This is a genomic window from Cupriavidus sp. 05N38 (assembly GCF_056397345.1).
In genome coordinates, this window is the sequence record NZ_JBFTNF010000016.1 from 50,760 (window position 1) to 71,906 (window position 21,147).

Here is a 21,147-nt window from a genome sequence, read left to right on the forward strand (position 1 = left end):
CTCGCATCAAGGCCCCTGCGGGGGCCTTTTGCATTCTCGCGGGGATGCTAGACCTTGGGTGCCTCGGTCTTCGGCCGGAATTCGCAAAGCGGTTCGATCGCGCAATGCCAGCATTCCGGCTTGCGCGCCTTGCACACATAGCGCCCGTGCAGGATCAGCCAGTGGTGCGCATCGTGCAGGAACTCGTGCGGTACCACCTTGAGCAGCTTGTGCTCCACGACCTGCACGTTCTTGCCGGGCGCCAGGCCGGTGCGGTTGGCCACCCGGAAGATATGGGTATCGACTGCGATGGTGGCTTCGCCAAAAGCGGTGTTGAGCACCACGTTGGCGGTCTTGCGGCCGACCCCCGGCAGTGCCTCCAGGGCTTCGCGGTCGCGCGGCACCTGGCCGCCATGCTGCTCGACCAGGATGCGGCAGGTCGCGATGACGTGCTTGGCCTTGGTCTTGTAGAGGCCGATGGTCTTGATGTACTCGATCAGCCCGTCCTCGCCGAGATCGAGCATCTGCTGCGGCGTGTGCGCAACCGGGTAGAGCTTGCGGGTAGCCTTGTTCACGCCCACGTCGGTGGCCTGCGCCGACAGCAGCACGGCGATCAGCAGCTCGAACGGCGAGCTGTATTCCAGCTCGGTGGCAGGGGTCGGGTTGACTTCGCGCAGTGTTTCGAACAGGGCGCGGCACTTGGCGGCGTTCATTCGTCCTTGGTGGCTGGGTTGGTCCCGGGCGGGGCATCCGGGCCGGTCTGGTCCGGGGCGACGAGGCCGGCCTTGGCGCGGCGGGCTTCGGCGGCATCGATCTGGGCCTGCACGGCGGGCGGGACATTCTCCGTATTGCGGGGCTTGACGGCCTGCTGCTTGAGGCGCGCGCGCTCGATGGCGGCCTGGATGATGGCCTGCTTGCGTGCCTGGGCCTGGCGCTCTTGCTCGCTCTGGGCGTTTTCGGCCTGCAGCGCTTCGAGCTTGGCGGCGGCCTTGGCCGCCAGGCGGGCATCGTTCTCGTCCTGCTCACGCACCAGGCGGGCGCGGCGCGCCACGTAGCGCGCGTGGGCCTCGTCGGCCTGCGCCTGCGACCACGCGGCCCAGCCGGTGCGCTCCGCGGTCACGGGAACCATGGCGATGCAGTCGACCGGGCAGGGCGCCACGCACAGATCGCAACCGGTGCACCAGTCCGCCAGCACGGTGTGCATCTGCTTGGGCGCGCCCACGATGGCGTCGACCGGGCAGGCCTGGATGCACAGTGTGCAGCCGATGCACAGGGTTTCGTCGATCAGCGCCAGCGCGCGCGGCTGTTCCACGCCGCGCTCCGGGTCCAGCGGCAGCGCCGGCGTGCCGAGCAGCGCCGCGAGGCGGCCGATGCCTTCTTCGCCGCCAGGCGGGCAGCGGTTGCACGCCGCTTCGCCGGCAGCCATGGCTTCGGCATAGGGACGGCAACCGTCGAAGCCGCACTTGGTGCACTGGGTCTGCGGCAGCAGGGCTTCGAGGCGATCGGCGAGGGTAAGGGGGGTGGCGGTCACGACAGCATTTTGGGGTTTGCGGGTGCGGCATGGCGCCGCTCTCTTTTCGTGCCGGTGGTCTGGCCGGCTGGAGCGGGCGCGCGGCAGGGATTATCCCCGATTTCGCCGCAGCGCAGAAACGCGCGATGATGCGCCCTCCGCGGGGGCCGCTGCGCGCAGGTTGCCCTGTGCCATAATCCCGCGCAACGATTCACCAGCCGTCGCATGCAAAACGAAACCAGAACAAAGCGGGACCCGGAGGGAACGCGCCGCCGCATCCTCGATGCCGCCACAGAAGAGTTCGCCAAGGGCGGGCTGGCCGGCGCGCGCGTCGACCAGATCGCCCGTCGCGCGGAGACCAATGAGCGCATGCTGTATTACTACTACGGCAGCAAAGAGGGCCTGTTCCTTGCCGTGCTGGAGCGGCAATACGCAGAGTTTCGCGCTGCCGAGGAGCAATTGCACATCGTCGACGAGGATCCCGTCGCGGCGGTCCGCACGCTGGCCCGCTTCGTCTGGGACTGGTATTACCGCAATCCGGAGTTCATCCGGCTGGTCAACAGCGAGAACCTCCATGAGGCCCGGCACCTGAAGAAGTCCACGCAACTGCACCAGCTGATCAATCCGGTGGTCAATGTGCTGGCGGACATCGTCAAGCGGGGTCAGCGCCAGGGCGTGTTCCGCGATAACGTCGACGTGCCGCAGCTCTACCTGACGATCTCGGCGCTGGGTTACTACGTGCTGTCCAACCGCTACACGATCAGCGCGGTGATTGGCCGGGACGTGGCCTCGCAGGACGAACACGAGCGTTTTGCCGAGTTGCATACCGACATGCTGCTGTCCTACCTGGAACGGCGCTGAGCCTTTGCGCCAGGCACGGTCCGGAGGACCGGAAACGAATGAAAAACGCCCGCGGTGAAACGCGGGCGTTCTTGTTTGCGCGGGACCGGGCGGTGGCTCAACGGTACTTGAGCACGAAGTCGCGCAGTTCCGGGTAGATCTCCTCGCGCCAGCGACGGCCGGAGAAGATACCGTAGTGGCCGCACTTGAGCGCGTTGATGTGCTGCTTGCGGGCCTTGGGGATGCCGGCGCACAGCTCGTGCGCCGCGGCGGTCTGGCCGGCACCCGAGATATCGTCCAGCTCGCCCTCGATGGTCAGCAGCGCGGTGCCCTTGATGTCCTGCGGGCGTACTGGCTGGCCGTCGATTTCCCACGTGCCGTTGGCCAGGCGGAATTCCTGGAACACTTCGCGGATCGTGTCGAGGTAATACTCGGCGGCCATGTCGAGCACCGCGTTGTACTCGTCATAGAAGCGGACATGGGCTTCCGCGTCGTCGGCGTCGCCCTCGACCAGGTTCAGGTAGTAGTCATAGTGCGAGGACAGGTGGCGGTCCGGGTTCATCGCCACGAAGCCGGCATGCTGGAGGAAGCCGGGATAGACCTTGCGGCCATGGCCGGGGTAGTTCGCCGGCACCGTGTAGATCACGTTGTTCTCGAACCACTCGAAGGACTTGTTGGTCGCCAGCGAATTCACCGCGGTCGGGCTGCGGCGCGCGTCGATGGGGCCGCCCATCATGGTCATGGTCTTGGGCGTCTTCTCGCCGGCCGAGGCCAGCAGGGAGATGGCCGCGAGCACCGGTACCGTCGGCTGGCACACCGAGATCACATGCAGGTTCTCCGCGCCGATATGGCGGATGAAGTCCTGAATGTAGTGAATGTAGTCCGACAGGTGGAAGGTGCCCTGGTCGATCGGCACCATGCGTGCATCGAGCCAGTCGGTCACGTAGACCTTGTGGTCTTGCAGCAGGGTGCGCACGGTGTCGCGCAGCAGCGTGGCATGGTGGCCCGACAGCGGGGCGCACACCAGCACCACCGGCTCGTCCTTGAGCAGCTTGATGGTCTCGGGATCGTCGGCATAGCGCTTGAAGCGCACCAGCTTGCAGAACGGCTTCTCGACGATGGTCTGCTCGACGATCGGGATGTCGCGCCCGTTGGAGCGGACCGACTTGATGTCGAATGCAGGCTTCTCGTATTCCTTGCCGAGCCGGTACAGCAGTTCATAGCCGGCTGCCAGGCGCGTGGCGCCGGGTACCAGCGAGAGCGGGCTCAGTGGATTGGTGAAAGTCTTGGCCGTGGCCTGCGCCCACGCGGTAAGCGGGTGCAGCATCGAGCGCTGGAACTCATGCAGCTGGTAAAGCATGACGGATACCTATCAGGCTGGGGGCGAAGCTGGAATTCAACGCCTTGACGTTAAAAATGTGACGCAAAGATACTATTCACGCTGCTGACGTTGCTGTCGTTGCTAACGTGTTACCGACTGTGGCTGATTATGCGCGTTTGCGAACGATCGTGCGTTGCAGCATATACGCTAAGGTACGCCTGCAACGGGAAAAGACAATAGGACAAGTACTGTACATCTCGCTGACAAACGTAAAAGAACGCAAATTTTGGACGTCAGATGCAAAAAAGGCGACCGAAGTCGCCTTTTCGTCGCTTTTGCCGGGCCTTCTTACAACACAGCCGCGATCGCGTCGACCACCGCATCGATGTTGCGGCTATTCAGCGCCGCCACGCAGATGCGGCCGGTGCCGACGGCGTAGATACCGTGCTCGTTGCGCAGGATGTCCACCTGGGCCGAGGTCAGGCCCGAGTACGAGAACATGCCGCGCTGGGCCTTGACGAAGGAGAAGTCGCCCGGCACGCCCTTGGCGGCCAGCTTGTCCACCAGCGCATGGCGCATCAGCTTGATGCGGTCGCGCATCTCGCCGAGCTCCTGCTCCCACATGGCGCGCAGTTCGGGGCTGTTCAGCACGGTAGCGACCACGGTGCCGCCGTGCGTGGGCGGGTTGGAGTAGTTGGTGCGGATGACGCGCTTGACCTGCGACATCACGCGCTGGGCTTCTTCCTTGCCCGTGGTCACGATCGACAGCGCGCCCACGCGCTCGCCATACAGCGAGAAGCTCTTCGAGAAGGAGCTGGAGACGAAGAAGGGCAGGCCGGAGTCCGCGAACAGGCGCACCGCAGCGCCGTCCGGCTCGATGCCCTCGGCAAAGCCCTGGTAGGCCATGTCGAGGAAGGGAATCAGGTTGCGGTCCTTGATCAGGCCCACCACCTGTTGCCATTGCTCGGCCGACAGGTCGACCCCGGTCGGGTTGTGGCAGCAGGCGTGCAGCACCACGATGGTGTTGGCGGGGTAGGACTTGAGTGACTCGACCATGCCGGCGAAATTCAGGCCGTGGCTGGGCGCGTCGTAGTACGCATAGTTGACCACGGGGAACCCGGCGGCCTCGAACAGGGCGCGGTGGTTTTCCCAGCTCGGGTCGCTGATGGCGACCTTGGCATCCGGATACAGGCGCTTGAGGAAGTCGGCGCCGATCTTCAGCGCGCCCGTGCCGCCCAGAGCCTGGGCCGTCACAACGCGGCCTTCGGTGATCAGCGGCGATTCCTTGCCGAACAGCAGGGTCTGCACGGCCTGGTCGTAGGCGGCGATGCCTTCGATCGGCAGGTAGCCGCGCGGGGTGGCGGTGGTCAGGCGGGCCTTTTCGGCTTCCTGCACTGCGCGCAGCAGAGGGATTTTCCCTTCGTCGGTGAAGTACACGCCCACGCCCAGATTGACCTTGGTCGCACGGGTGTCGGCATTGAAGGCTTCATTCAGGCCCAGAATCGGGTCGCGCGGGGCCATCTCGACGGCAGAAAACAAACTCATTTGGGATCTCGTGGTCAGCTATGTAACAAAACGGGAGGGCGTAGAATGCTCCGGACTGCGCTGGAGAGTGCCGGCGGCCCCCATCTTGATACCTGGCCGCCAACCCCAAGATTCTAGCGTATCCGCCCGTTTTCCTGAGGTTTTCCCTAGCAGCCTATGTCGAATCTTGTTGAAGTCGCGCCCGCGCTGGACGAAGAGAAGTTCGCGACCTTCCCCGGCTCGCCGTTCCAGCTCTACCAGCCCTATGAGGCCGCCGGCGACCAGCCCGAGGCCATCCGCCAGCTGGTGGAGGGCGTGGAAGACGGCCTGTCGTACCAGACCTTGCTGGGCGTGACCGGGTCGGGCAAGACCTTCACCATGGCCAACGTGATCGCCCGCATGGGGCGTCCCGCCATCGTGTTCGCGCCCAACAAGACGCTGGCGGCGCAGTTGTACTCGGAATTCCGCGAGTTCTTCCCCCGCAACGCGGTGGAGTACTTCGTCAGCTATTACGACTACTACCAGCCCGAAGCGTACGTGCCCCAGCGCGACCTGTTCATCGAGAAAGACTCCTCGATCAACGAGCATATCGAGCAGATGCGGCTGTCGGCCACCAAGAGCCTGCTGGAGCGGCGCGACACCATCATCGTGGCCACGGTCTCGGCCATCTACGGTATCGGCAACCCGTCCGAATACCACAAGATGATCCTGACGCTGCGCACGGGCGACAAGATCAGCCAGCGCGACGTGATCGCGCGCCTGATCGCCATGCAGTACACCCGCAACGAGACCGATTTCCAGCGCGGCACCTTCCGCGTGCGCGGCGACACGCTCGACATCTTCCCGGCCGAGCATGCCGAACTGGCGGTGCGCGTCGACATGTTCGACGACGAGATCGACTCGCTGCTGTTCTTCGATCCGCTCACCGGGCGCGTGCGCCAGAAGATCCCGCGCTTTACCGTCTATCCGTCGAGCCACTACGTGACGCCGCGCGAAACCGTGTTGCGTGCCATAGAGGACATCAAGGTCGAGCTGCGCGAACGCCTGGATTTCTTCTACAAGGAGAACCGGCTGGTGGAGGCGCAGCGGCTCGAGCAGCGCTCGCGCTTCGATCTGGAAATGCTCACCGAGCTGGGCTTCTGCAAGGGCATCGAGAACTACTCGCGGCACCTGTCGGGCGCCAAGCCCGGCGAGCCGCCGCCGACGCTGGTCGACTACCTGCCGCCGGACGCGCTGATGTTCCTGGACGAGTCGCACGTGCTGATCGGCCAGTTCAACGGCATGTACAACGGCGACAAGGCGCGCAAGACCACGCTGGTGGAATACGGCTTCCGCCTGCCGTCCGCGCTGGACAACCGCCCGCTCAAGTTCGAGGAGTTCGAGCGCAAGATGCGCCAGGTGATGTTTGTCTCGGCCACGCCGGCCAACTACGAGAACGAGCACGCGGGCCAGGTGGTGGAGCAGGTGGTGAGGCCGACCGGCCTGGTCGATCCGATCATCCACGTGCGCCCGGCCACCACGCAGGTGGACGACCTGCTGTCCGAGATCCATGCCAAGGTCGCGCTCGGCGAGCGCGTGCTGGTGACCACGCTGACCAAGCGCATGTCGGAGCAGCTCACCGAGTTCCTGACGGAAAACGGCGTCAAGGTGCGCTACCTGCATTCGGACATCGATACCGTGGAGCGGGTCGAAATCATCCGCGACCTGCGCCTGGGCACCTTCGACGTGCTGGTCGGCATCAACCTGCTGCGCGAAGGCCTGGATATTCCCGAGGTGTCGCTGGTGGCGATCCTCGATGCCGACAAGGAAGGCTTCCTGCGCGCCGAGCGCTCGCTGATCCAGACCATCGGCCGCGCCGCGCGCAACGTCAACGGCACTGCAATCCTGTATGCCGACCGCATGACCGATTCGATGAAGCGCGCGATCGGCGAGACCGAGCGCCGGCGCGCCAGGCAGATCGCCTTCAACGAGGCCAACGGCATCGTGCCGCGCGGCGTGGTCAAGCGCATCAAGGACATCATCGACGGCGTCTATGATCCGGGCGAGGTCAAGGCCGAACTGCTGGCCGCCGAGGAGCGCGCAAGGTACGAGGACATGACCGAGAAGCAGGTTTCGAAGGAGATCAAGCGGCTCGAAAAGCTCATGTTCGAGCATGCCAAGAACCTCGAGTTCGAGAAGGCCGGCCAGGTGCGCGACCAGTTGGCCAAGCTCAAGCGCCAGGTGTTTGGCGCCAGCGGCGACGGCGAGCACCTGCCGCCTGCCGCGGCCGCCTCCTGAGGCCGGGGGGGAACCCGCCAGGCCCTTCCGTTACGGTCTATAGTTGGAATCCCGCACGGTGATGAGGAGGTGCCTCATGGTCAAGTTCGCGCTGTGGGTTCCGCTGCATGCGAAGCCCGGCAAGGAAAAGGAAGTCGAGGAATTCCTGCTTGGCGGCTTGCCGCTGGTGCAGGAGGAAACCGGCACCACGGCCTGGTTCGCGCTCAGGCTCGGACCATCCATGTACGGGATCTTCGACGCCTTCCCGGACGAGGCCGGCCGCCAGGCACATCTCTCCGGCAAGGTTGCCGCGGCCCTGATGGCCAAGGCGCCGGACCTGTTCGCCAAGCCGCCTTCGATCGAGAAGCTGGACGTGCTGGCAGCCAAGTTGCCCTGAGTCCGGAAGGGGGCTTGCCTGCGCGGCGGGCGCCTAGTGCTAGTTCTTCGGTGGCAGGGAGCGCAGCCGCTTGTTGACTTCCAGCAGTGTCTCGCACGCGTCGGCTTGCGCCGCACGACGCGTGCTGATGAAATCCACGATCGCGCCAAGCGGCTCGCGCTGCGCAGTGCAAGCGGTGGCGGCGGCCGGAATCGAGGCGGGAGCCGGGCAGGCCGCGCCGAACTCTTCTTCCAGGCTGCGCAGGACGACGGCGAGCAAGTTCGCGCAGCCCGCGTCGCTGGCGGGGTTGGAAGATGGCTCGGCGGCAAGCGCAAGGCTTGCGCACGAGAGTGCGCCGCAGAGAAGAAGGGGACTGAGCAGACTGTTCACCGTCGGCATTATGCGTGGCACGAAACCTTTACGTCACCTTTTTTGCGGTTCATCGCCCCCCGGCACTCGTTTGTGCCTCCCGCCAGTGCGCACCTTGCAGGGCGGTAAAATCCGCCCTTGTACGTGTCCCGGAGCGGGCTTGCCACTCTCCCGGTGCGCGTCCTTGCCCTGGCGCCGACCGATGGCGCCGAACCCAGGATTCCGATGAAGACATTCGCGATTCTCATGTGCTGCATGGGTAATATCTGCCGCTCGCCGACAGCCGAGGGCGTGCTGCGCGCCAAATTGCAGGCCGCCGGCATGGCCGCCCAGGTCGAACTGGATTCGGCGGGTACCCACGGCTATCACATCGGCCGCGCGCCGGACGCGCGCGCGCAGCGCCATGCGCTGGCCCGCGGCTACGATCTTTCCGCGCAGCGGGCACGGCAGGCCGTGGCGGCCGATTTCGCCCGCTTCGATCTGGTCCTGGCCATGGACTGGGACAACCTGCAGGCGCTCAGCGCCATCTGCCCGCCGGCCAGCCGCGACAGGCTGCTCCTGCTGATGAGCTTTGCCACGCGGCACGATGCCGACGAAGTGCCGGATCCCTATTACGGGGAGGGCGACGGCTTCGAACGCGTGCTCGACTATGTCGAGGATGCCTGCGACGGCGTCATCGCCCTGCTGCGCAGCAAAGGCCTGGGCGCCGCGGGCTGAGCGCGATCGTGCGGCAGCGCATCCTGAAACAGCCCTGGGCGCTGATGGTGCCGCCGCGCGGGCCAGACGCCGCCGCGCAGGCGGGTGGGGAGCGCGCTTGATGCAATGCGGCAGGGGTACTTGACTGAATTAGTCGGGATCTTTTATACTCGACCAAAATGATCAAGTATTCCCCTGCATCATGAGACTGACTACCAAAGGCCGCTTCGCGGTAACCGCCATGATTGACCTGGCCATGCGCCAGGATCAAGGGCCCGTTACGCTGGCCGGTATCAGCCAGCGCCAGAAAATCTCCCTCTCCTACCTCGAGCAGCTGTTCGGCAAGTTGCGCCGTCACGAGATCGTCGAAAGCGTGCGCGGCCCGGGCGGCGGCTACAGCCTCGCGCGCAAGGCCGAGGACGTCACGGTTGCCGACATCATCATCGCGGTCGACGAGCCACTCGACGCCACGCAGTGCGGCGGAAAGGGCAATTGTAACGGAGATGAAGGAAGCGGGCGCTGCATGACCCACGAGCTGTGGGCCACGCTCAACCAGAAAATGGTCGAGTATCTCGATTCCGTCTCCCTCAAGAACCTGGTCGACCAGCAGCGCGCCAAGTGCCCGACGGTGCTGCACGACATGCGCGAGGAGCCTGCCGCGCTGGCAGTGTCCGCACCGCGTGCCGGCGCCGAAAAGGAAAAACCCGCGCGCCCGCGGGTGGTGAACTCGGTCTTCAGCCTGGCGCAGTCATAGGACAGGCAGGCGGTCCCCGGAGCAACCTCAGTATTAGCGGTCCCTAATAAAGGCAGTCATAACGATGAGCACCCCACATTTCCCCATCTACATGGATTACTCGGCCACCACCCCGGTGGACCCGCGCGTGGCGGACAAGATGATTCCGTACCTGCGCGAGCAGTTCGGCAATCCGGCTTCGCGCAGCCACGCCTACGGCTGGGATGCCGAGCGCGCGGTGGAAGCGGCGCGCGAGCAGGTGGCCGCGCTGGTGGGCGCCGATCCGCGCGAGATCGTGTGGACTTCGGGCGCGACCGAATCGAACAACCTGGCCATCAAGGGCGCCGCCAATTTCTATGCCGGCAAGGGCAAGCACATCATCACGGTCAAGACCGAGCACAAGGCCGTGCTCGACACCACCCGCGAGCTGGAGCGCCAGGGCTTCGAGGTGACCTATCTCGACGTGAAGGACGACGGCCTGATCGACATGGACGTGCTCAAGGCGGCGATCCGCCCGGACACCATCCTGGTTTCGGTGATGCTGGTCAACAACGAGATCGGCGTGATCCAGGACGTCGGGCAGATCGGCGAGATCTGCCGCGCCAAGGGCATCATCTTCCATTGCGATGCGGCCCAGGCCACCGGCAAGGTCGCCATCGACCTGAACACGCTGAAATGCGACCTGATGTCGTTCTCGGCGCACAAGACCTACGGCCCCAAGGGCGTCGGCGCGCTGTACGTGCGCCGCAAGCCGCGCGTGCGCCTGGAAGCGCAGATGCACGGCGGCGGCCATGAGCGCGGCATGCGCTCGGGCACCCTGGCCACGCACCAGATCGTCGGCATGGGCGAAGCCTTCCGCATCGCCCGCGAGGAAATGGCCACCGAGAACGAACGCATCCGCATGCTGCGCGACCGCCTGTGGCGCGGCCTGTCGGGCATGGAAGAGGTCTACCTGAACGGCGACATGGAACAGCGTGTGCCGCACAACCTCAACGTCAGCTTCAACTTCGTCGAAGGCGAATCCCTGATCATGGCGATCAAGGACGTGGCCGTGTCGTCGGGCTCGGCCTGCACCTCGGCTTCGCTGGAGCCGTCGTACGTGCTGCGCGCCCTGGGCCGCAACGACGAACTCGCGCACAGCTCGATCCGCTTCACGGTGGGCCGCTTCACCACCGAGGAAGAAGTCGACTACACCGTCGAACTGCTCAAGGGCAAGATCGCCAAGCTGCGCGACCTGTCGCCGCTGTGGGAAATGTTCAAGGACGGCGTGGACCTGAATTCCATCCAGTGGGCCGCGCACTAAGCGCCGAGGCCCCCGCAAGACCCCATAAATACGCCAAGAGGTAGCCAAAATGTCATACAGCACCAAGGTTCTCGACCACTATGAAAACCCCCGCAACGTTGGCTCGTTCGACAAGAACGACGACGCCGTGGGCACCGGCATGGTCGGCGCGCCGGCTTGTGGCGATGTGATGAAGCTGCAGATCAAGGTCAACGAAGCCGGCGTGATCGAAGACGCCAAGTTCAAGACCTATGGCTGCGGCTCGGCCATCGCCTCGTCCTCGCTCGTGACCGAGTGGGTCAAGGGCAAGACCGTTGATCAGGCGCTGGAAATCAAGAACACGCACATCGCCGAAGAACTGGCGCTGCCGCCGGTGAAGATCCACTGCTCGATCCTGGCCGAGGACGCCATCAAGGCGGCGGTCGAGGACTACAAGAAGAAGCACGAAGGCGCAGCCGAACAGAAGGCCGCCTGAGTTCAACGCAAGGGATGACGCAGCGATGATCACGCTTACCGAGAAGGCCGCCAAGCATGTGGCGCGCTACCTGGACCGCCGCGGCAAGGGCGTTGGCCTGCGCCTGGGCGTCAAGACCACCGGCTGCTCGGGCCTGGCCTATAAGCTGGAATACGTCGATGACCTGTTGCCGGAAGACAGCGTGTTCGAGTCGCACGGCATCAAGGTGATCGTCGATCCCAAGAGCCTGCCGTATATCGACGGCACCGAACTCGACTTCGCGCGCGAAGGCCTGAACGAGGGGTTCCGCTTCAACAACCCCAACGTCAAGGACGAGTGCGGCTGCGGAGAGTCGTTCCGGGTCTGAGCGAGTCGCACGGCGGATTGCGATGAAGCGCGGCATCGTGGGGTTTCACCAGGACGAGGAAAGCCACTGGGTGGCCGAACTCGATTGCGGCCATGGCCAGCATATGCGCCATGATCCGCCCTGGCAGATGCGGCCCTGGACCCAGACGGCGCACGGGCGCGCCGCGCGGATCGGCGAGGTCGTGAATTGCCTCAAGTGCGACCGTGGCGAGCCGCCCGCCGACTGGGCGGCTGCCTGAGCGGCGCGCCGCACGGCTGGCCATGTCGGCAAAAGATGTTCAAGGGGGCGGCGCAGCCGCTCTTTTTTGTTGGGGAAGGTGTTGAAAGACGATTATTTCGCGCTGTTCGGCCTGCCGGCCAGCTACACGGTCGACGAAGCGGCGCTCGATGCGGCCTACCGTACGGTGCAGTCGCAGGCGCACCCGGACCGTTTCGCCAACGCCGGCGACGCCGAGCGCCGCGTGGCCATGCAGTGGGCCGCGCACGCCAACGAGGCTTACCGCACGCTGCGCCAGCCGCTCAAGCGCGCGATCTACCTGCTGTCGTTGCGCGGGGTGGATATCCAGGCCGAAAGCAATACCGCCATGGCGCCCACCTTCCTGATGCAGCAGATGGAATGGCGCGAAGCGCTGCAGGATGCGGTGGGCGACAAGGACATCGCACGCCTCGATGCGCTGCTGCGCGAACTGCGCGGCGAAAAGCGCGAGCGCCATGCGGCGCTCGGCGCGTTGCTGGATGCCGGCGACGATGCGGGTGCCGGCAGCGCGGCCAGGCAATTGATGTTTATCGAAAAGATCGAACACGACACCAGCGAAGCGATCGACCGCCTGGAAGACTAGCCTGCCTCCGGGCAAGTTCGCTTCGGCCATGCCACAATGGCGCCCCGGCGCGGGCGGGACTGCTTAAGCAGCCCTGCCTGCAACCGCACGAATAAAGAAGATTCATCATGGCACTGCTCCAGATCTCCGAACCCGGCATGTCGCCGGCGCCCCACCAGAAGCGGCTCGCGGTCGGCATCGACCTCGGCACCACCAATTCCCTGGTGGCGGCGGTTCGCAACAGCATTCCCGAAGTCCTGAGCGACGACAGCGGCCGCGCGCTGCTGCCGTCCGTGGTGCGCTACCTGCCCAACAAGGGCACGCAGATCGGCTACCGCGCGCAGGACGAGGCGGTGCACGATCCCAAGAACACCATCATCTCGGTCAAGCGCTTCATGGGCCGCGGCCTGCGCGACGTGGCTCACATCGAGCACAGCCCCTACGATTTCGTCGACGCGCCAGGCATGGTGCAGATCAAGACCGTGGCCGGCGTGAAGAGCCCGGTGGAAGTGTCGGCTGAGATCCTGGCCACGCTGCGCCAGCGCGCCGAGGATTCCCTTGGCGACGAACTGGTCGGCGCCGTGATCACGGTGCCCGCGTACTTCGACGACGCCCAGCGCCAGGCAACCAAGGATGCCGCGCAACTGGCCGGCCTGGAAGTGCTGCGCCTGCTCAACGAGCCGACCGCCGCCGCCATTGCCTACGGCCTGGACAATGCCTCCGAAGGCATCTACGCGGTGTATGACCTCGGCGGCGGCACCTTCGACATCTCCATCCTCAAGCTCACCAAGGGTGTGTTCGAGGTCATGGCCACGGGTGGCGACTCCGCGCTCGGCGGCGACGACTTCGACCAGCGCCTGATGTGCTGGATCGTCGAGCAGGCCAGCCTGCAGCCGCTCTCGGCCGAAGACATGCGCCTGCTGATGGTGCGCGCGCGCGCCGCCAAGGAAGCGCTGTCGGCAGCCGATGCCACCGTGATCGACGCGGTGCTCAACAGCGGCGAGATCGTGCACCTGACGCTGTCGGCGGCCGCCTTCGTCGAGATGACCGCACCGCTGGTGCAGAAGACCCTGGCGCCGGTGCGCAAGGCACTGCGCGATGCCGGCGTGGCGGTCGACGAAGTCAAGGGCGTGGTGCTGGTCGGCGGCGCTACCCGCATGCCGTCAATCCGCAAGGCGGTTGGCGATTTCTTCGCCCAGCCGCCGCTGACCAACCTCGACCCGGACCGGGTGGTGGCGCTGGGCGCGGCCATGCAGGCCAACCTGCTGGCCGGCAACGGCGCGCCCGGCGAGGACTGGCTGCTGCTCGACGTGATCCCGCTCTCGCTGGGCGTGGAAACGATGGGCGGCCTGGTCGAGAAGATCATCGCGCGCAACAGCACGATTCCGGTGGCGCGCGCGCAGGAATTCACCACCTTCAAGGATGGCCAGACGGCCATGGCCATCCATGTGTTGCAGGGCGAGCGCGAACTGGCGGCCGACTGCCGCTCGCTGGCGCGCTTCGAGTTGCGCGGCATTCCGCCGATGGTGGCCGGCGCGGCGCGCATCCGCGTGACCTACCAGGTCGACGCCGACGGGCTGCTTTCGGTCTTCGCGCGCGAAACACACTCCGGCGTGGAGGCGACCATCACCGTCAAGCCGTCCTACGGCCTGGCCGATGACGAGATCGCGCGCATGCTGCAGGACAGCTTCCGCGAGGCCGAGCACGACATGCAGAGCCGGGCCCTGGCCGAGGAGCGCGTCGATGCCGCGCGCCTGGTCGAGGCTACCAGCCGCGCGCTGGAGACCGACGGCGACCTGCTCTCCGCCGAGGAACGCGCCGCCGTGGAGCGGCTCATCCTCGCGGTCAGCGACATTGCCGCCGGCGAAGACCACCACGCCATCAAGGCGGCCGTGGAAGCGCTCTCCCACGGCACCGACGAATTCGCCGCCCGCCGCATGGACCGCTCGATCAAGAGCGCGCTGGCGGGCCGCAAGGTGCAGGACCTGGGCTGATCCCCGAGGCCGTCGCACCGTATCTCTACCCAGGACAACCCATGCCACAGATCATCGTATTGCCTCACGTCGAACTCTGCCCCGAGGGCGCCGTGTTCGAAGCCAAGACGGGCACCAGCATCTGCGATGCCTTGCTCAGCAACGGCATCGAGATCGAGCACGCCTGCGAAAAATCGTGCGCCTGCACGACCTGCCACGTGGTGGTGCGCGAGGGCTTCAATTCGCTCGAGGAAGCGGAAGAGAAAGAAGAAGACCTGCTCGACAAGGCCTGGGGCCTCGAGCCCAACTCGCGGCTTTCCTGCCAGGCGCTGGTCGCGGAAGACGACCTCACCGTCCAGATTCCGAAGTACACGATCAACCATGCCAAGGAAGAGCACTGAGCGCTGAGCATCGCGCGCCTGTTGCCCTGACGACCTGACCGGAGAGAATGCCAATGAAGTGGACCGACACCTACGATATCGCGGCCGCGCTGTACGACAAGTACCCCGATATCGATCCTGCCACGATCCGTTTCACCGACCTGCACCGCTGGGTCCTCGAGCTCGACGGCTTTGCCGACGTCCCGGAGCGCTCCGGCGAGAAGATCCTGGAAGCCATCCAGGCCGCCTGGATCGAAGAGGCGGAATAAGCCACGCCGGGTGGCGCGGCGCCGTGCCCCGCGCCACCCGCGCTACCGCTTCTCAGAAGCGGTAGCCGATGCGCCGCCCCGGTAACACGCCGGTATCGCGGTCATGGCCTGTCATCGTGCGGTTCCACGACAGGCTGGCCAGCCGGCGCTCCTCGCGCCGGTAGCTGGCCGACAAGGTCAGCAGCGTCGCCACATTCCTGCCATCGCTGCCGCCATTGCCCGGCGCGCTGTTCACGTCGATGGCGAAATACGGCCCCAGTCCCCCACGCAGCGTCAGCTTGTCGCGGAAGAAGCCGCGCCCCAGCCATGGCTGCGCGGCAATGCCATGGTGAAGATCGCAAACCAGTGCTCGCCGAGGTTGCGAAGGGGGCGCTGGCGCGCCGCCTCAGGCGGCCACCAGGCCGCCATCCTGCAGCCGCACGCGTTCGCCCACCTCGAAGTCCGGCGCGGCGTGATAGGTAAAGGTACGGTGCGTGCCGTTGTCCATCTGCACGCGGACCTGGTAGCTGGTGTCCTTGCGCACGCTCTTCTCGATCTGGTTGCCGGCGAAGCCCCCGCCCACCGCGCCTGCCACCGTGCCCAGGATGCGGCCGTTGCCCTTGCCGATCTGGTTGCCCAGCAGACCGCCGACCACGGCGCCGCCGACCGCGCCCAGCCCGCTGGCGGGCTTGGCGGTCTCGATCGGCGTGATGGCCACCACGCGGCCAAGGGATGCGCCGCCTTGCGCCGGCTGGCGCTGAGGCTGGGCCCCGGCGTTTTCGGCGCGGGCGGGCTCGGGGCCGTAGCCGGTGTCCGCCCGTGCGGCGCGTTGCGGTGCCGGGCGGGCCGCGGACGGCTGCGCGACGGGCACGTCAGCAGCCTGCGCCAGTGCGGGATTCATCGCCTCGGGCGGACGCGTGGTGCTGCCCGGCGTCGCCTGCTGCTGGCTGGCTGCCGCATTCTGGGCCGCGATCGGTGCGGTCAGGGATTGCGGTGCGTCCTGGGTGGCCTTGCTGACGGGCAGCAAGCCCGTCATCGCCGCGACCGCCGTCAGGCTGGCGACGACGATCGCCACCGCGGCGGCGCCCAGCAGCGGGTGCAGGCGGCGCTGGGCGGGCAGGGCGGTGGCCGGCATGGCGGCAGGTGTATTGGCCGTGTTCTGCGTCGACGGGTTTGGTGTCGGATTGGGCATTTTGTTTTCCTTATGCGGTCAGCACAAACGCACTACGCATCGATGATTCCAGGTCCGAGTTTGGCCGATTCCGCCGCCGTTATCCGTTTGATTTTGTAAGTTTGTGTAGGTATTAATTCTCTTGTAAATCAGTGCTTTAGCTGCCATTTCGGTGTGCGTCGATGCGACCGGTTGTAACAATCGGGCCGCAAAAACAAAAAAGCCCCACCGCAAAGGTGGGGCTTCTTGCCTGGCGCCGGCTTCCCTTTGGCGCGGGAAGCGCTGGCGCCGTTCAGTCCTCGCGGCGCAGATGCGGGAACAAAATGACGTCGCGGATATTGGGACTGTCGGTCAGCAGCATCACCAGGCGGTCGATGCCGATGCCGCAGCCGCCCGTCGGGGGCATGCCATATTCCAGTGCGCGGATGTAGTCGGCGTCGAAGTACATGGCTTCCTCGTCGCCGGCATCCTTCTGGTCGACCTGCTTGCGGAAACGCTCGGCCTGGTCTTCGGCGTCGTTCAGCTCCGAGAAACCGTTGGCGATCTCGCGGCCGGTGATGAACAGCTCGAAACGCTCGGTGATGCCGGGCATGGTGTCCGACGCGCGCGCCAGCGGCGAGACTTCCACCGGGTAGTCGATGATGAAGGTCGGCTCCCACAGCTGGCTTTCGGCGGTTTCCTCGAACAGCACCAGTTGCAGCGTGCCCAGGCCCGCGTTGAGGAACTGCGGCGCATTGGTGTTGACGCCGAACTTCTTCAGCTCGGTGCGCAGGAATTCCGTGTCGGCCAGTTGCGCATCGGTGTATTGCGGCGCGAATTTCTGGATCGCCTGGCAGATGGTGAGGCGATGGAAGGGCTTGGACAGGTCCAGCTCGCGGCCCTGGTAGGTCACGGTGGCGCTGCCGCGCGCGTCGATGGCGGCCTGGCGGATCAGGTTCTCGGTGAAATCCATCAGCCAGCGGTAATCGGTGTACGCGGCGTAGAACTCCATCATGGTGAACTCAGGGTTGTGGCGCGGGCTCACCCCCTCGTTGCGGAAATTGCGGTTGATCTCGAACACGCGCTCGAAACCGCCCACCACCAGGCGCTTCAGATACAGCTCGGGCGCGATGCGCAGGAACATCTGCATGTCCAGCGCGTTGTGATGGGTGATGAAGGGCTTGGCCGTGGCGCCGCCCGGGATCGGGTGGAGCATCGGCGTCTCGACTTCCATGAAGTCGGCTTCGGCCATGTGCCGGCGCAGCGAGGCGATGGCCTGCGTGCGGGCCCGGAAGGTGGCGCGCGTTTCCGGCGACACGATCAGGTCCACATAGCGCTGGCGGTATTTCAGCTCCTGGTCGGCCAGGCCGTAGAAGTCGCCGGGCAGCGGGCGCAGGCTCTTGGACAGCAGGCGCAGCTCGGTGACGGCCACCGACAGTTCGCCGGTCTTGGTCTTCATCAGCGTGCCGCGCGCGGCGACGATATCGCCCAGGTCCCACTTCTTGAAGGCGGCATAGACGTCTTCGCCGATGGCGTCGCGGCTGATATAGAACTGGATGCGGCCCGCGCCGTCCTGCACGGTGGCGAAGCTGGCCTTGCCCATCACGCGCTTGAGCATCATGCGCCCGGCGATGGCGACCTCGGCCGGAGCCGCTTCGAGCGCGGCCTGGTCGGTTTCGCCGTACTGCGCGTGCAGCGCGGCGGACTGGTGGGTCGGGCGGAAATCGTTGGGGAAGGCCACGCCTTGCTGGCGCAGGGCCTGCAGCTTCTCGCGCCGTTCCGCGATGATCTTGTTTTCGTCGGCTGCGGCGGGGGCGTTGGCCTCGGCGGGAGCGCGGTTGGAGTCGGTCATGATGTCTTGGTGAGTCGCGCGGCGGTCCGCGCGCATGTCAGGTATTGCGGATGTCGTCGAGCTCGGTGCTGCCGAAGTCGGGCCGATCCAGGTAGGCCGCGATGCGGTGTGCGGTGTCCTCGGCCGAGGCGAGCTGGTCGTTGTCCTTGAGGTCGCGGAAACGCTGCACCTGCGCGAAATCGGCGCCGCGGATGGTGGCCTGCATGCCGGTATCGACCACGCCCGGCGCCAGCGCCACCGCGCGCACGCTGCGTTCGGCCGGCGCCTGCGCGTACTCGGCGTTGACCGAGCGCACGAACATGTCCAGGCCCGCCTTGCCGGCGCAGTAGGCGGCCCAGCCCTCGACCGGGCGGCGCGCCGCGCCGGACGAGATCGCCAGCACCTTGCGCGGGCAGCCGAAGCGTTCGGTGCGCGCCAGGAAGGCCGCGGTCATGGTCATCGGCGTGGCCAGGTTGGTGAGCAGGTGCGGCACCAGCGTGGCTTCGTGCAGGCCGGCAACCGGGCCGATCGGTTCGATCACGCCCGCGTTGAGGATCAGCGTGGCGCTGGCGGGCGCCTCGTCGACGGCATCGAGCACGCTGCCCAGCCAGCTTGCCGCGGGGCCCGCCTGCGACAGGTCCTGCAGGTGCCAGGCCACCCTGACGCCGCTGGCCGCGGCGGCCTGCTCCAGCTCGGGGTTGCGGCTGCGCGCCACGCAGACCAGGCGGTTGCCCGGCTTGAGCAGGGCTCGCGTCAGCGCGGCACCGAGCCCGCGTGACGTGCCGGTGATGATGATCAGGTGCGTTGCTGCGGTCGATGCTGCGGTCATGGTCGGTATTGTCCGGCAGTTGATTCGCGCGCCCGCCGCCATCTGGCGGCGGGGCGGCGGGGCGTGTTACAGGCCTTGCTTCAGGCTGGCCTCGATGAACGGGTCCAGGTCGCCGTCCAGCACCTTTTGCGTGTTGGACATTTCCACGTTGGTGCGCAGATCCTTGATGCGGCTCTGGTCCAGTACGTAGGAGCGGATCTGGTGGCCCCAGCCCACATCGGTCTTGCCCGCTTCGAGCTTGTCGGCTTCGGCCTGGCGCTTGCGCATCTCGTGCTCGTACAGGCGCGACTTCAGCATCGACATGGCCTCGGCGCGGTTGCGGTGCTGCGAACGATCGTTCTGGCACTGCACGACGATACCGCTCGGGATGTGCGTGATCCGCACGGCCGAATCGGTCTTGTTGATGTGCTGGCCGCCGGCGCCCGACGCGCGGTAGGTATCCACGCGCAGGTCCGCCGGGTTGATCTCGACTTCGAACGAGTCATCCACCTCGGGGTAGACGAACACCGACGAGAACGAGGTATGCCGGCCGCCCGACGAGTCGAACGGCGACTTGCGCACCAGCCGGTGCACGCCGGTTTCCGTACGCAGGTAACCGAACGCGTATTCGCCCTCGATCTTGATGGTGGCGCTCTTGATGCCGGCCACGTCGCCTTCGGATTCTTCCAGCACTTCGGCCTTGAAGCCCTTGCGCTCGCAGTACTTCAGGTACTGGCGCAGCAGCATCGAGGCCCAGTCGCAGGCTTCGGTGCCGCCGGCGCCGGCCTGGATGTCGATGAACGCGTTGGCCTGGTCCATCTCGCCGGCAAACATGCGGCGAAATTCCATGTCCGCGACGATGGCCTCGAAGCCCTTGACGTCGGTCTCGATGGCTTCGAGCGTGTCGTCGTCGGCTTCCTCGCGCGCGAGCTCGAACAGCTCCTCGGCGCCGGCCAGATCGTCCGTGAGCTTGCCGAGGACGCCGACCACGCCCTCCAGCATCTTCTTTTCCTTGCCGAGATCCTGGGCCTTCTTGGGGTTGTTCCAGACCGCGGGATCCTCGAGTTCGCCGTTGACTTCGTCGAGTCGTCCTACTTTGACATCGTAGTCAAAGATACCCCCGTAGATCTTCCGTTCGCGAACGGAGATCGGAGATGGCACCGGAGATGGCGTTGAGGCGTTCTGCTTCCATGATGTTCCTGCGCTTTCAAAACCTTGAATTATAGCGGATCGGGGGGTCTCGCCGCGCGCTGCGATGGCACTTCCGGCACGATTTCGAACGGTTCGCTTGCCGAACGGTCTACAGTTGCGGTCTACACTGGCTAGGTGCGTCATGGCAGACCTGCACCGGGCGCGGGCCGGCGCCGCGCCGCCGGGGTCTTCGGAAGCGCCTTCCAGCAAGCCGCTGGACAACCGCCAATCAACTGTTCAGACATGGACAAGGATGGACGATAAGCACGCATGAAGCCAAGCAATCACGAGACCACCCACACCCGCCGCCGCGCGCTCGGCCTGTTGGCAGCAGCGGCCGCCGCGTGCCTTGCGGCCGGTTGCGGCACCCTGGCCAGCGAGCCCGCGCCGGACGGCTACTACCGTGTGCAGAGCGGCGACACCCTGTACAGCGTGGCGCGCCGCCACAAGCGCTCGGTGCGCGACCTGGCGCGCTGGAACCAGCTGCCCAGCGCCGAGCGCATCGAAGTCGGGCAATTGCTGCGCATCCGGCCGCCCGCCGGTGCCACGGCCAGCGCGGGTTCCGCGGGTTCCGGCAACGGGCCGGTGGCCGTGGGCGACACCCCGCGCGTGGACAACGGCCCGCCGGCGCGCGCGCCGGCCACCGGCATCCGCCTGCAATGGCCGGCAGAGGGCCGCGTCACGGCGAATTTCGGGCCACCCGCCAGCAAGGGCCTGAGCATCAACACGGCGCCCGGCGGCGCGGTGCGCGCCGCCGCCGCGGGCAAGGCCATCCATGTGGGCAACCTGCGCGGCTACGGCATGCTGGTGATCATCAAGCACGACGACAACTGGCTGACGGTCTATGGCAACCTGGACAAGCCCACGGTCAGCGAGGGCTCGCAGGTATCCGGCGGGCAGGAGGTTGGCCGCATGGGGGTCGCCGAGCGCGAACTGCACTTCGAGGTGCGCAACAACGGCAAGCCGGTCGACCCGGCGGGCCTGCTGCCCGCGCGGGGCTGAGGGGCGGGGCCGAGGCGCGGGACGGCGGCTAAGGCGTGCG

General features: G+C 66.1%; 24 protein-coding genes. 14 read left to right on the forward strand and 10 right to left on the reverse strand.

Annotation, left to right across the window (positions count from 1 at the left end):
- Positions 1-47: 47 nt before the first annotated feature.
- Positions 48-692, reverse strand: a complete 645-nt coding sequence (gene nth, locus AC1DK4_RS14260) for an endonuclease III (RefSeq protein ID WP_441618777.1) — start codon at positions 690-692, stop codon at positions 48-50.
- Positions 689-1,510 carry an electron transport complex subunit RsxB gene (gene rsxB, locus AC1DK4_RS14265; protein ID WP_441618779.1) on the reverse strand — a complete coding sequence of 274 codons (822 nt, stop codon included), beginning with the start codon at positions 1,508-1,510 and terminating at the stop codon, positions 689-691. Before rsxB ends, nth begins: the two co-directional genes overlap by 4 nt.
- A gap of 204 nt (positions 1,511-1,714) precedes the next feature.
- Between rsxB and AC1DK4_RS14270 the strand changes: the two genes are divergently transcribed.
- The gene (locus tag AC1DK4_RS14270; RefSeq protein WP_441618781.1) at positions 1,715-2,350 is read left to right on the forward strand and encodes a TetR/AcrR family transcriptional regulator; all 636 of its coding nucleotides are present in this window, start codon (positions 1,715-1,717) and stop codon (positions 2,348-2,350) included.
- 97 nt (positions 2,351-2,447) lie between these two features.
- Here the strand turns inward: AC1DK4_RS14270 and AC1DK4_RS14275 are convergent, their stop codons facing one another.
- Both AC1DK4_RS14275 and AC1DK4_RS14280 read right to left on the reverse strand, forming a co-directional pair.
- A complete protein-coding gene (locus AC1DK4_RS14275) occupies positions 2,448-3,689 on the reverse strand; it encodes a polyhydroxyalkanoate depolymerase (RefSeq protein WP_441618783.1) in 1,242 nt (413 codons plus the stop codon).
- 309 nt (positions 3,690-3,998) lie between these two features.
- Positions 3,999-5,195: an amino acid aminotransferase gene (locus AC1DK4_RS14280; RefSeq protein ID WP_441618785.1), complete on the reverse strand. Its 1,197-nt coding sequence runs from the start codon at positions 5,193-5,195 to the stop codon at positions 3,999-4,001.
- A 156-nt stretch (positions 5,196-5,351) separates the two neighbouring features.
- Here AC1DK4_RS14280 and uvrB point away from each other — a divergent pair, with 156 nt between their 5' ends.
- Both uvrB and AC1DK4_RS14290 read left to right on the forward strand, forming a co-directional pair.
- A complete protein-coding gene (uvrB, locus tag AC1DK4_RS14285; RefSeq protein WP_441618787.1) occupies positions 5,352-7,451 on the forward strand; it encodes an excinuclease ABC subunit UvrB in 2,100 nt (699 codons plus the stop codon).
- Positions 7,452-7,527: 76 nt separating this feature from the next.
- Positions 7,528-7,827, forward strand: a complete 300-nt coding sequence (locus tag AC1DK4_RS14290; protein WP_441618789.1) for a putative quinol monooxygenase — start codon at positions 7,528-7,530, stop codon at positions 7,825-7,827.
- Between the two features lie 39 nt (positions 7,828-7,866).
- Here AC1DK4_RS14290 and AC1DK4_RS14295 read toward each other — a convergent pair whose 3' ends face one another.
- Positions 7,867-8,196, reverse strand: coding sequence for a hypothetical protein (locus AC1DK4_RS14295; protein WP_441649849.1), 330 nt, complete (start codon positions 8,194-8,196; stop codon positions 7,867-7,869).
- A 204-nt stretch (positions 8,197-8,400) separates the two neighbouring features.
- On the opposite strand from AC1DK4_RS14295, the gene AC1DK4_RS14300 reads away from it, so the two are divergent.
- The 10 genes from AC1DK4_RS14300 to iscX all read left to right on the forward strand — a co-directional run bounded on the left by AC1DK4_RS14300 (position 8,401) and on the right by iscX (position 15,146).
- Positions 8,401-8,892, forward strand: a complete 492-nt coding sequence (locus AC1DK4_RS14300; RefSeq protein ID WP_441618793.1) for a low molecular weight protein-tyrosine-phosphatase — start codon at positions 8,401-8,403, stop codon at positions 8,890-8,892.
- A 181-nt stretch (positions 8,893-9,073) separates the two neighbouring features.
- A complete protein-coding gene (gene iscR, locus AC1DK4_RS14305; RefSeq protein WP_441618795.1) occupies positions 9,074-9,625 on the forward strand; it encodes a Fe-S cluster assembly transcriptional regulator IscR in 552 nt (183 codons plus the stop codon).
- A 58-nt stretch (positions 9,626-9,683) separates the two neighbouring features.
- Positions 9,684-10,907, forward strand: coding sequence for an IscS subfamily cysteine desulfurase (locus tag AC1DK4_RS14310; protein ID WP_441618930.1), 1,224 nt, complete (start codon positions 9,684-9,686; stop codon positions 10,905-10,907).
- 49 nt (positions 10,908-10,956) lie between these two features.
- Positions 10,957-11,361, forward strand: a complete 405-nt coding sequence (gene iscU, locus AC1DK4_RS14315; protein WP_441618797.1) for a Fe-S cluster assembly scaffold IscU — start codon at positions 10,957-10,959, stop codon at positions 11,359-11,361.
- A gap of 25 nt (positions 11,362-11,386) precedes the next feature.
- Positions 11,387-11,707 carry an iron-sulfur cluster assembly protein IscA gene (iscA, locus tag AC1DK4_RS14320; protein ID WP_017229301.1) on the forward strand — a complete coding sequence of 107 codons (321 nt, stop codon included), beginning with the start codon at positions 11,387-11,389 and terminating at the stop codon, positions 11,705-11,707.
- A gap of 22 nt (positions 11,708-11,729) precedes the next feature.
- Positions 11,730-11,945, forward strand: a complete 216-nt coding sequence (locus AC1DK4_RS14325; protein ID WP_441618798.1) for a DUF3565 domain-containing protein — start codon at positions 11,730-11,732, stop codon at positions 11,943-11,945.
- A gap of 81 nt (positions 11,946-12,026) precedes the next feature.
- The gene (hscB, locus tag AC1DK4_RS14330; protein WP_441618800.1) at positions 12,027-12,545 is read left to right on the forward strand and encodes a Fe-S protein assembly co-chaperone HscB; all 519 of its coding nucleotides are present in this window, start codon (positions 12,027-12,029) and stop codon (positions 12,543-12,545) included.
- Between the two features lie 107 nt (positions 12,546-12,652).
- Positions 12,653-14,518 carry a Fe-S protein assembly chaperone HscA gene (hscA, locus tag AC1DK4_RS14335; protein WP_441618802.1) on the forward strand — a complete coding sequence of 622 codons (1,866 nt, stop codon included), beginning with the start codon at positions 12,653-12,655 and terminating at the stop codon, positions 14,516-14,518.
- 41 nt (positions 14,519-14,559) lie between these two features.
- Positions 14,560-14,898 carry an ISC system 2Fe-2S type ferredoxin gene (gene fdx, locus AC1DK4_RS14340; protein WP_441618804.1) on the forward strand — a complete coding sequence of 113 codons (339 nt, stop codon included), beginning with the start codon at positions 14,560-14,562 and terminating at the stop codon, positions 14,896-14,898.
- Positions 14,899-14,951: 53 nt separating this feature from the next.
- The gene (gene iscX, locus AC1DK4_RS14345; protein WP_441618806.1) at positions 14,952-15,146 is read left to right on the forward strand and encodes a Fe-S cluster assembly protein IscX; all 195 of its coding nucleotides are present in this window, start codon (positions 14,952-14,954) and stop codon (positions 15,144-15,146) included.
- A gap of 52 nt (positions 15,147-15,198) precedes the next feature.
- Here the strand turns inward: iscX and AC1DK4_RS14350 are convergent, their stop codons facing one another.
- The 5 genes from AC1DK4_RS14350 to prfB form a co-directional block, all read right to left on the reverse strand.
- Positions 15,199-15,381, reverse strand: a complete 183-nt coding sequence (locus tag AC1DK4_RS14350) for a hypothetical protein (protein WP_441618808.1) — start codon at positions 15,379-15,381, stop codon at positions 15,199-15,201.
- Between the two features lie 150 nt (positions 15,382-15,531).
- Positions 15,532-16,317: a glycine zipper 2TM domain-containing protein gene (locus AC1DK4_RS14355; RefSeq protein ID WP_441618810.1), complete on the reverse strand. Its 786-nt coding sequence runs from the start codon at positions 16,315-16,317 to the stop codon at positions 15,532-15,534.
- A 271-nt stretch (positions 16,318-16,588) separates the two neighbouring features.
- Complete coding sequence (gene lysS / locus AC1DK4_RS14360) at positions 16,589-18,127, reverse strand: lysine--tRNA ligase (RefSeq protein WP_441643388.1); 1,539 nt, start codon at positions 18,125-18,127, stop codon at positions 16,589-16,591.
- A 37-nt stretch (positions 18,128-18,164) separates the two neighbouring features.
- Positions 18,165-18,935 carry an SDR family oxidoreductase gene (locus AC1DK4_RS14365; RefSeq protein WP_441618813.1) on the reverse strand — a complete coding sequence of 257 codons (771 nt, stop codon included), beginning with the start codon at positions 18,933-18,935 and terminating at the stop codon, positions 18,165-18,167.
- Positions 18,936-19,001: 66 nt separating this feature from the next.
- Positions 19,002-20,106 (reverse strand): peptide chain release factor 2 gene (gene prfB, locus AC1DK4_RS14370; protein ID WP_441618815.1). Its coding sequence is split into 2 segments (ribosomal slippage): positions 19,002-20,024 and positions 20,026-20,106, totalling 1,104 coding nucleotides; the frame shifts between segments, so codons are not numbered across the junction.
- 269 nt (positions 20,107-20,375) lie between these two features.
- Here prfB and AC1DK4_RS14375 point away from each other — a divergent pair.
- A complete protein-coding gene (locus tag AC1DK4_RS14375) occupies positions 20,376-21,107 on the forward strand; it encodes a peptidoglycan DD-metalloendopeptidase family protein (protein ID WP_441618817.1) in 732 nt (243 codons plus the stop codon).
- Positions 21,108-21,147 lie beyond the last annotated feature (40 nt).

Excerpts from the sequence above, each read along its gene's own strand:
- nth (WP_441618777.1), bottom strand. The coding sequence starts at position 692 with ATGAACGCCGCCAAGTGCCGCGCCCTGTTCGAAACACTGCGCGAAGTC.
- AC1DK4_RS14270 (WP_441618781.1), top strand. The coding sequence starts at position 1,715 with ATGCAAAACGAAACCAGAACAAAGCGGGACCCGGAGGGAACGCGCCGC.
- AC1DK4_RS14275 (WP_441618783.1), bottom strand. The coding sequence starts at position 3,689 with ATGCTTTACCAGCTGCATGAGTTCCAGCGCTCGATGCTGCACCCGCTT.
- AC1DK4_RS14280 (WP_441618785.1), bottom strand. The coding sequence starts at position 5,195 with ATGAGTTTGTTTTCTGCCGTCGAGATGGCCCCGCGCGACCCGATTCTG.
- uvrB (WP_441618787.1), top strand. The coding sequence starts at position 5,352 with ATGTCGAATCTTGTTGAAGTCGCGCCCGCGCTGGACGAAGAGAAGTTC.
- AC1DK4_RS14290 (WP_441618789.1), top strand. The coding sequence starts at position 7,528 with ATGGTCAAGTTCGCGCTGTGGGTTCCGCTGCATGCGAAGCCCGGCAAG.
- AC1DK4_RS14300 (WP_441618793.1), top strand. The coding sequence starts at position 8,401 with ATGAAGACATTCGCGATTCTCATGTGCTGCATGGGTAATATCTGCCGC.
- iscR (WP_441618795.1), top strand. The coding sequence starts at position 9,074 with ATGAGACTGACTACCAAAGGCCGCTTCGCGGTAACCGCCATGATTGAC.
- iscU (WP_441618797.1), top strand. The coding sequence starts at position 10,957 with ATGTCATACAGCACCAAGGTTCTCGACCACTATGAAAACCCCCGCAAC.
- iscA (WP_017229301.1), top strand. The coding sequence starts at position 11,387 with ATGATCACGCTTACCGAGAAGGCCGCCAAGCATGTGGCGCGCTACCTG.
- AC1DK4_RS14325 (WP_441618798.1), top strand. The coding sequence starts at position 11,730 with ATGAAGCGCGGCATCGTGGGGTTTCACCAGGACGAGGAAAGCCACTGG.
- hscA (WP_441618802.1), top strand. The coding sequence starts at position 12,653 with ATGGCACTGCTCCAGATCTCCGAACCCGGCATGTCGCCGGCGCCCCAC.
- fdx (WP_441618804.1), top strand. The coding sequence starts at position 14,560 with ATGCCACAGATCATCGTATTGCCTCACGTCGAACTCTGCCCCGAGGGC.
- iscX (WP_441618806.1), top strand. The coding sequence starts at position 14,952 with ATGAAGTGGACCGACACCTACGATATCGCGGCCGCGCTGTACGACAAG.
- AC1DK4_RS14355 (WP_441618810.1), bottom strand. The coding sequence starts at position 16,317 with ATGCCCAATCCGACACCAAACCCGTCGACGCAGAACACGGCCAATACA.
- lysS (WP_441643388.1), bottom strand. The coding sequence starts at position 18,127 with ATGACCGACTCCAACCGCGCTCCCGCCGAGGCCAACGCCCCCGCCGCA.
- AC1DK4_RS14365 (WP_441618813.1), bottom strand. The coding sequence starts at position 18,935 with ATGACCGCAGCATCGACCGCAGCAACGCACCTGATCATCATCACCGGC.
- AC1DK4_RS14375 (WP_441618817.1), top strand. The coding sequence starts at position 20,376 with ATGAAGCCAAGCAATCACGAGACCACCCACACCCGCCGCCGCGCGCTC.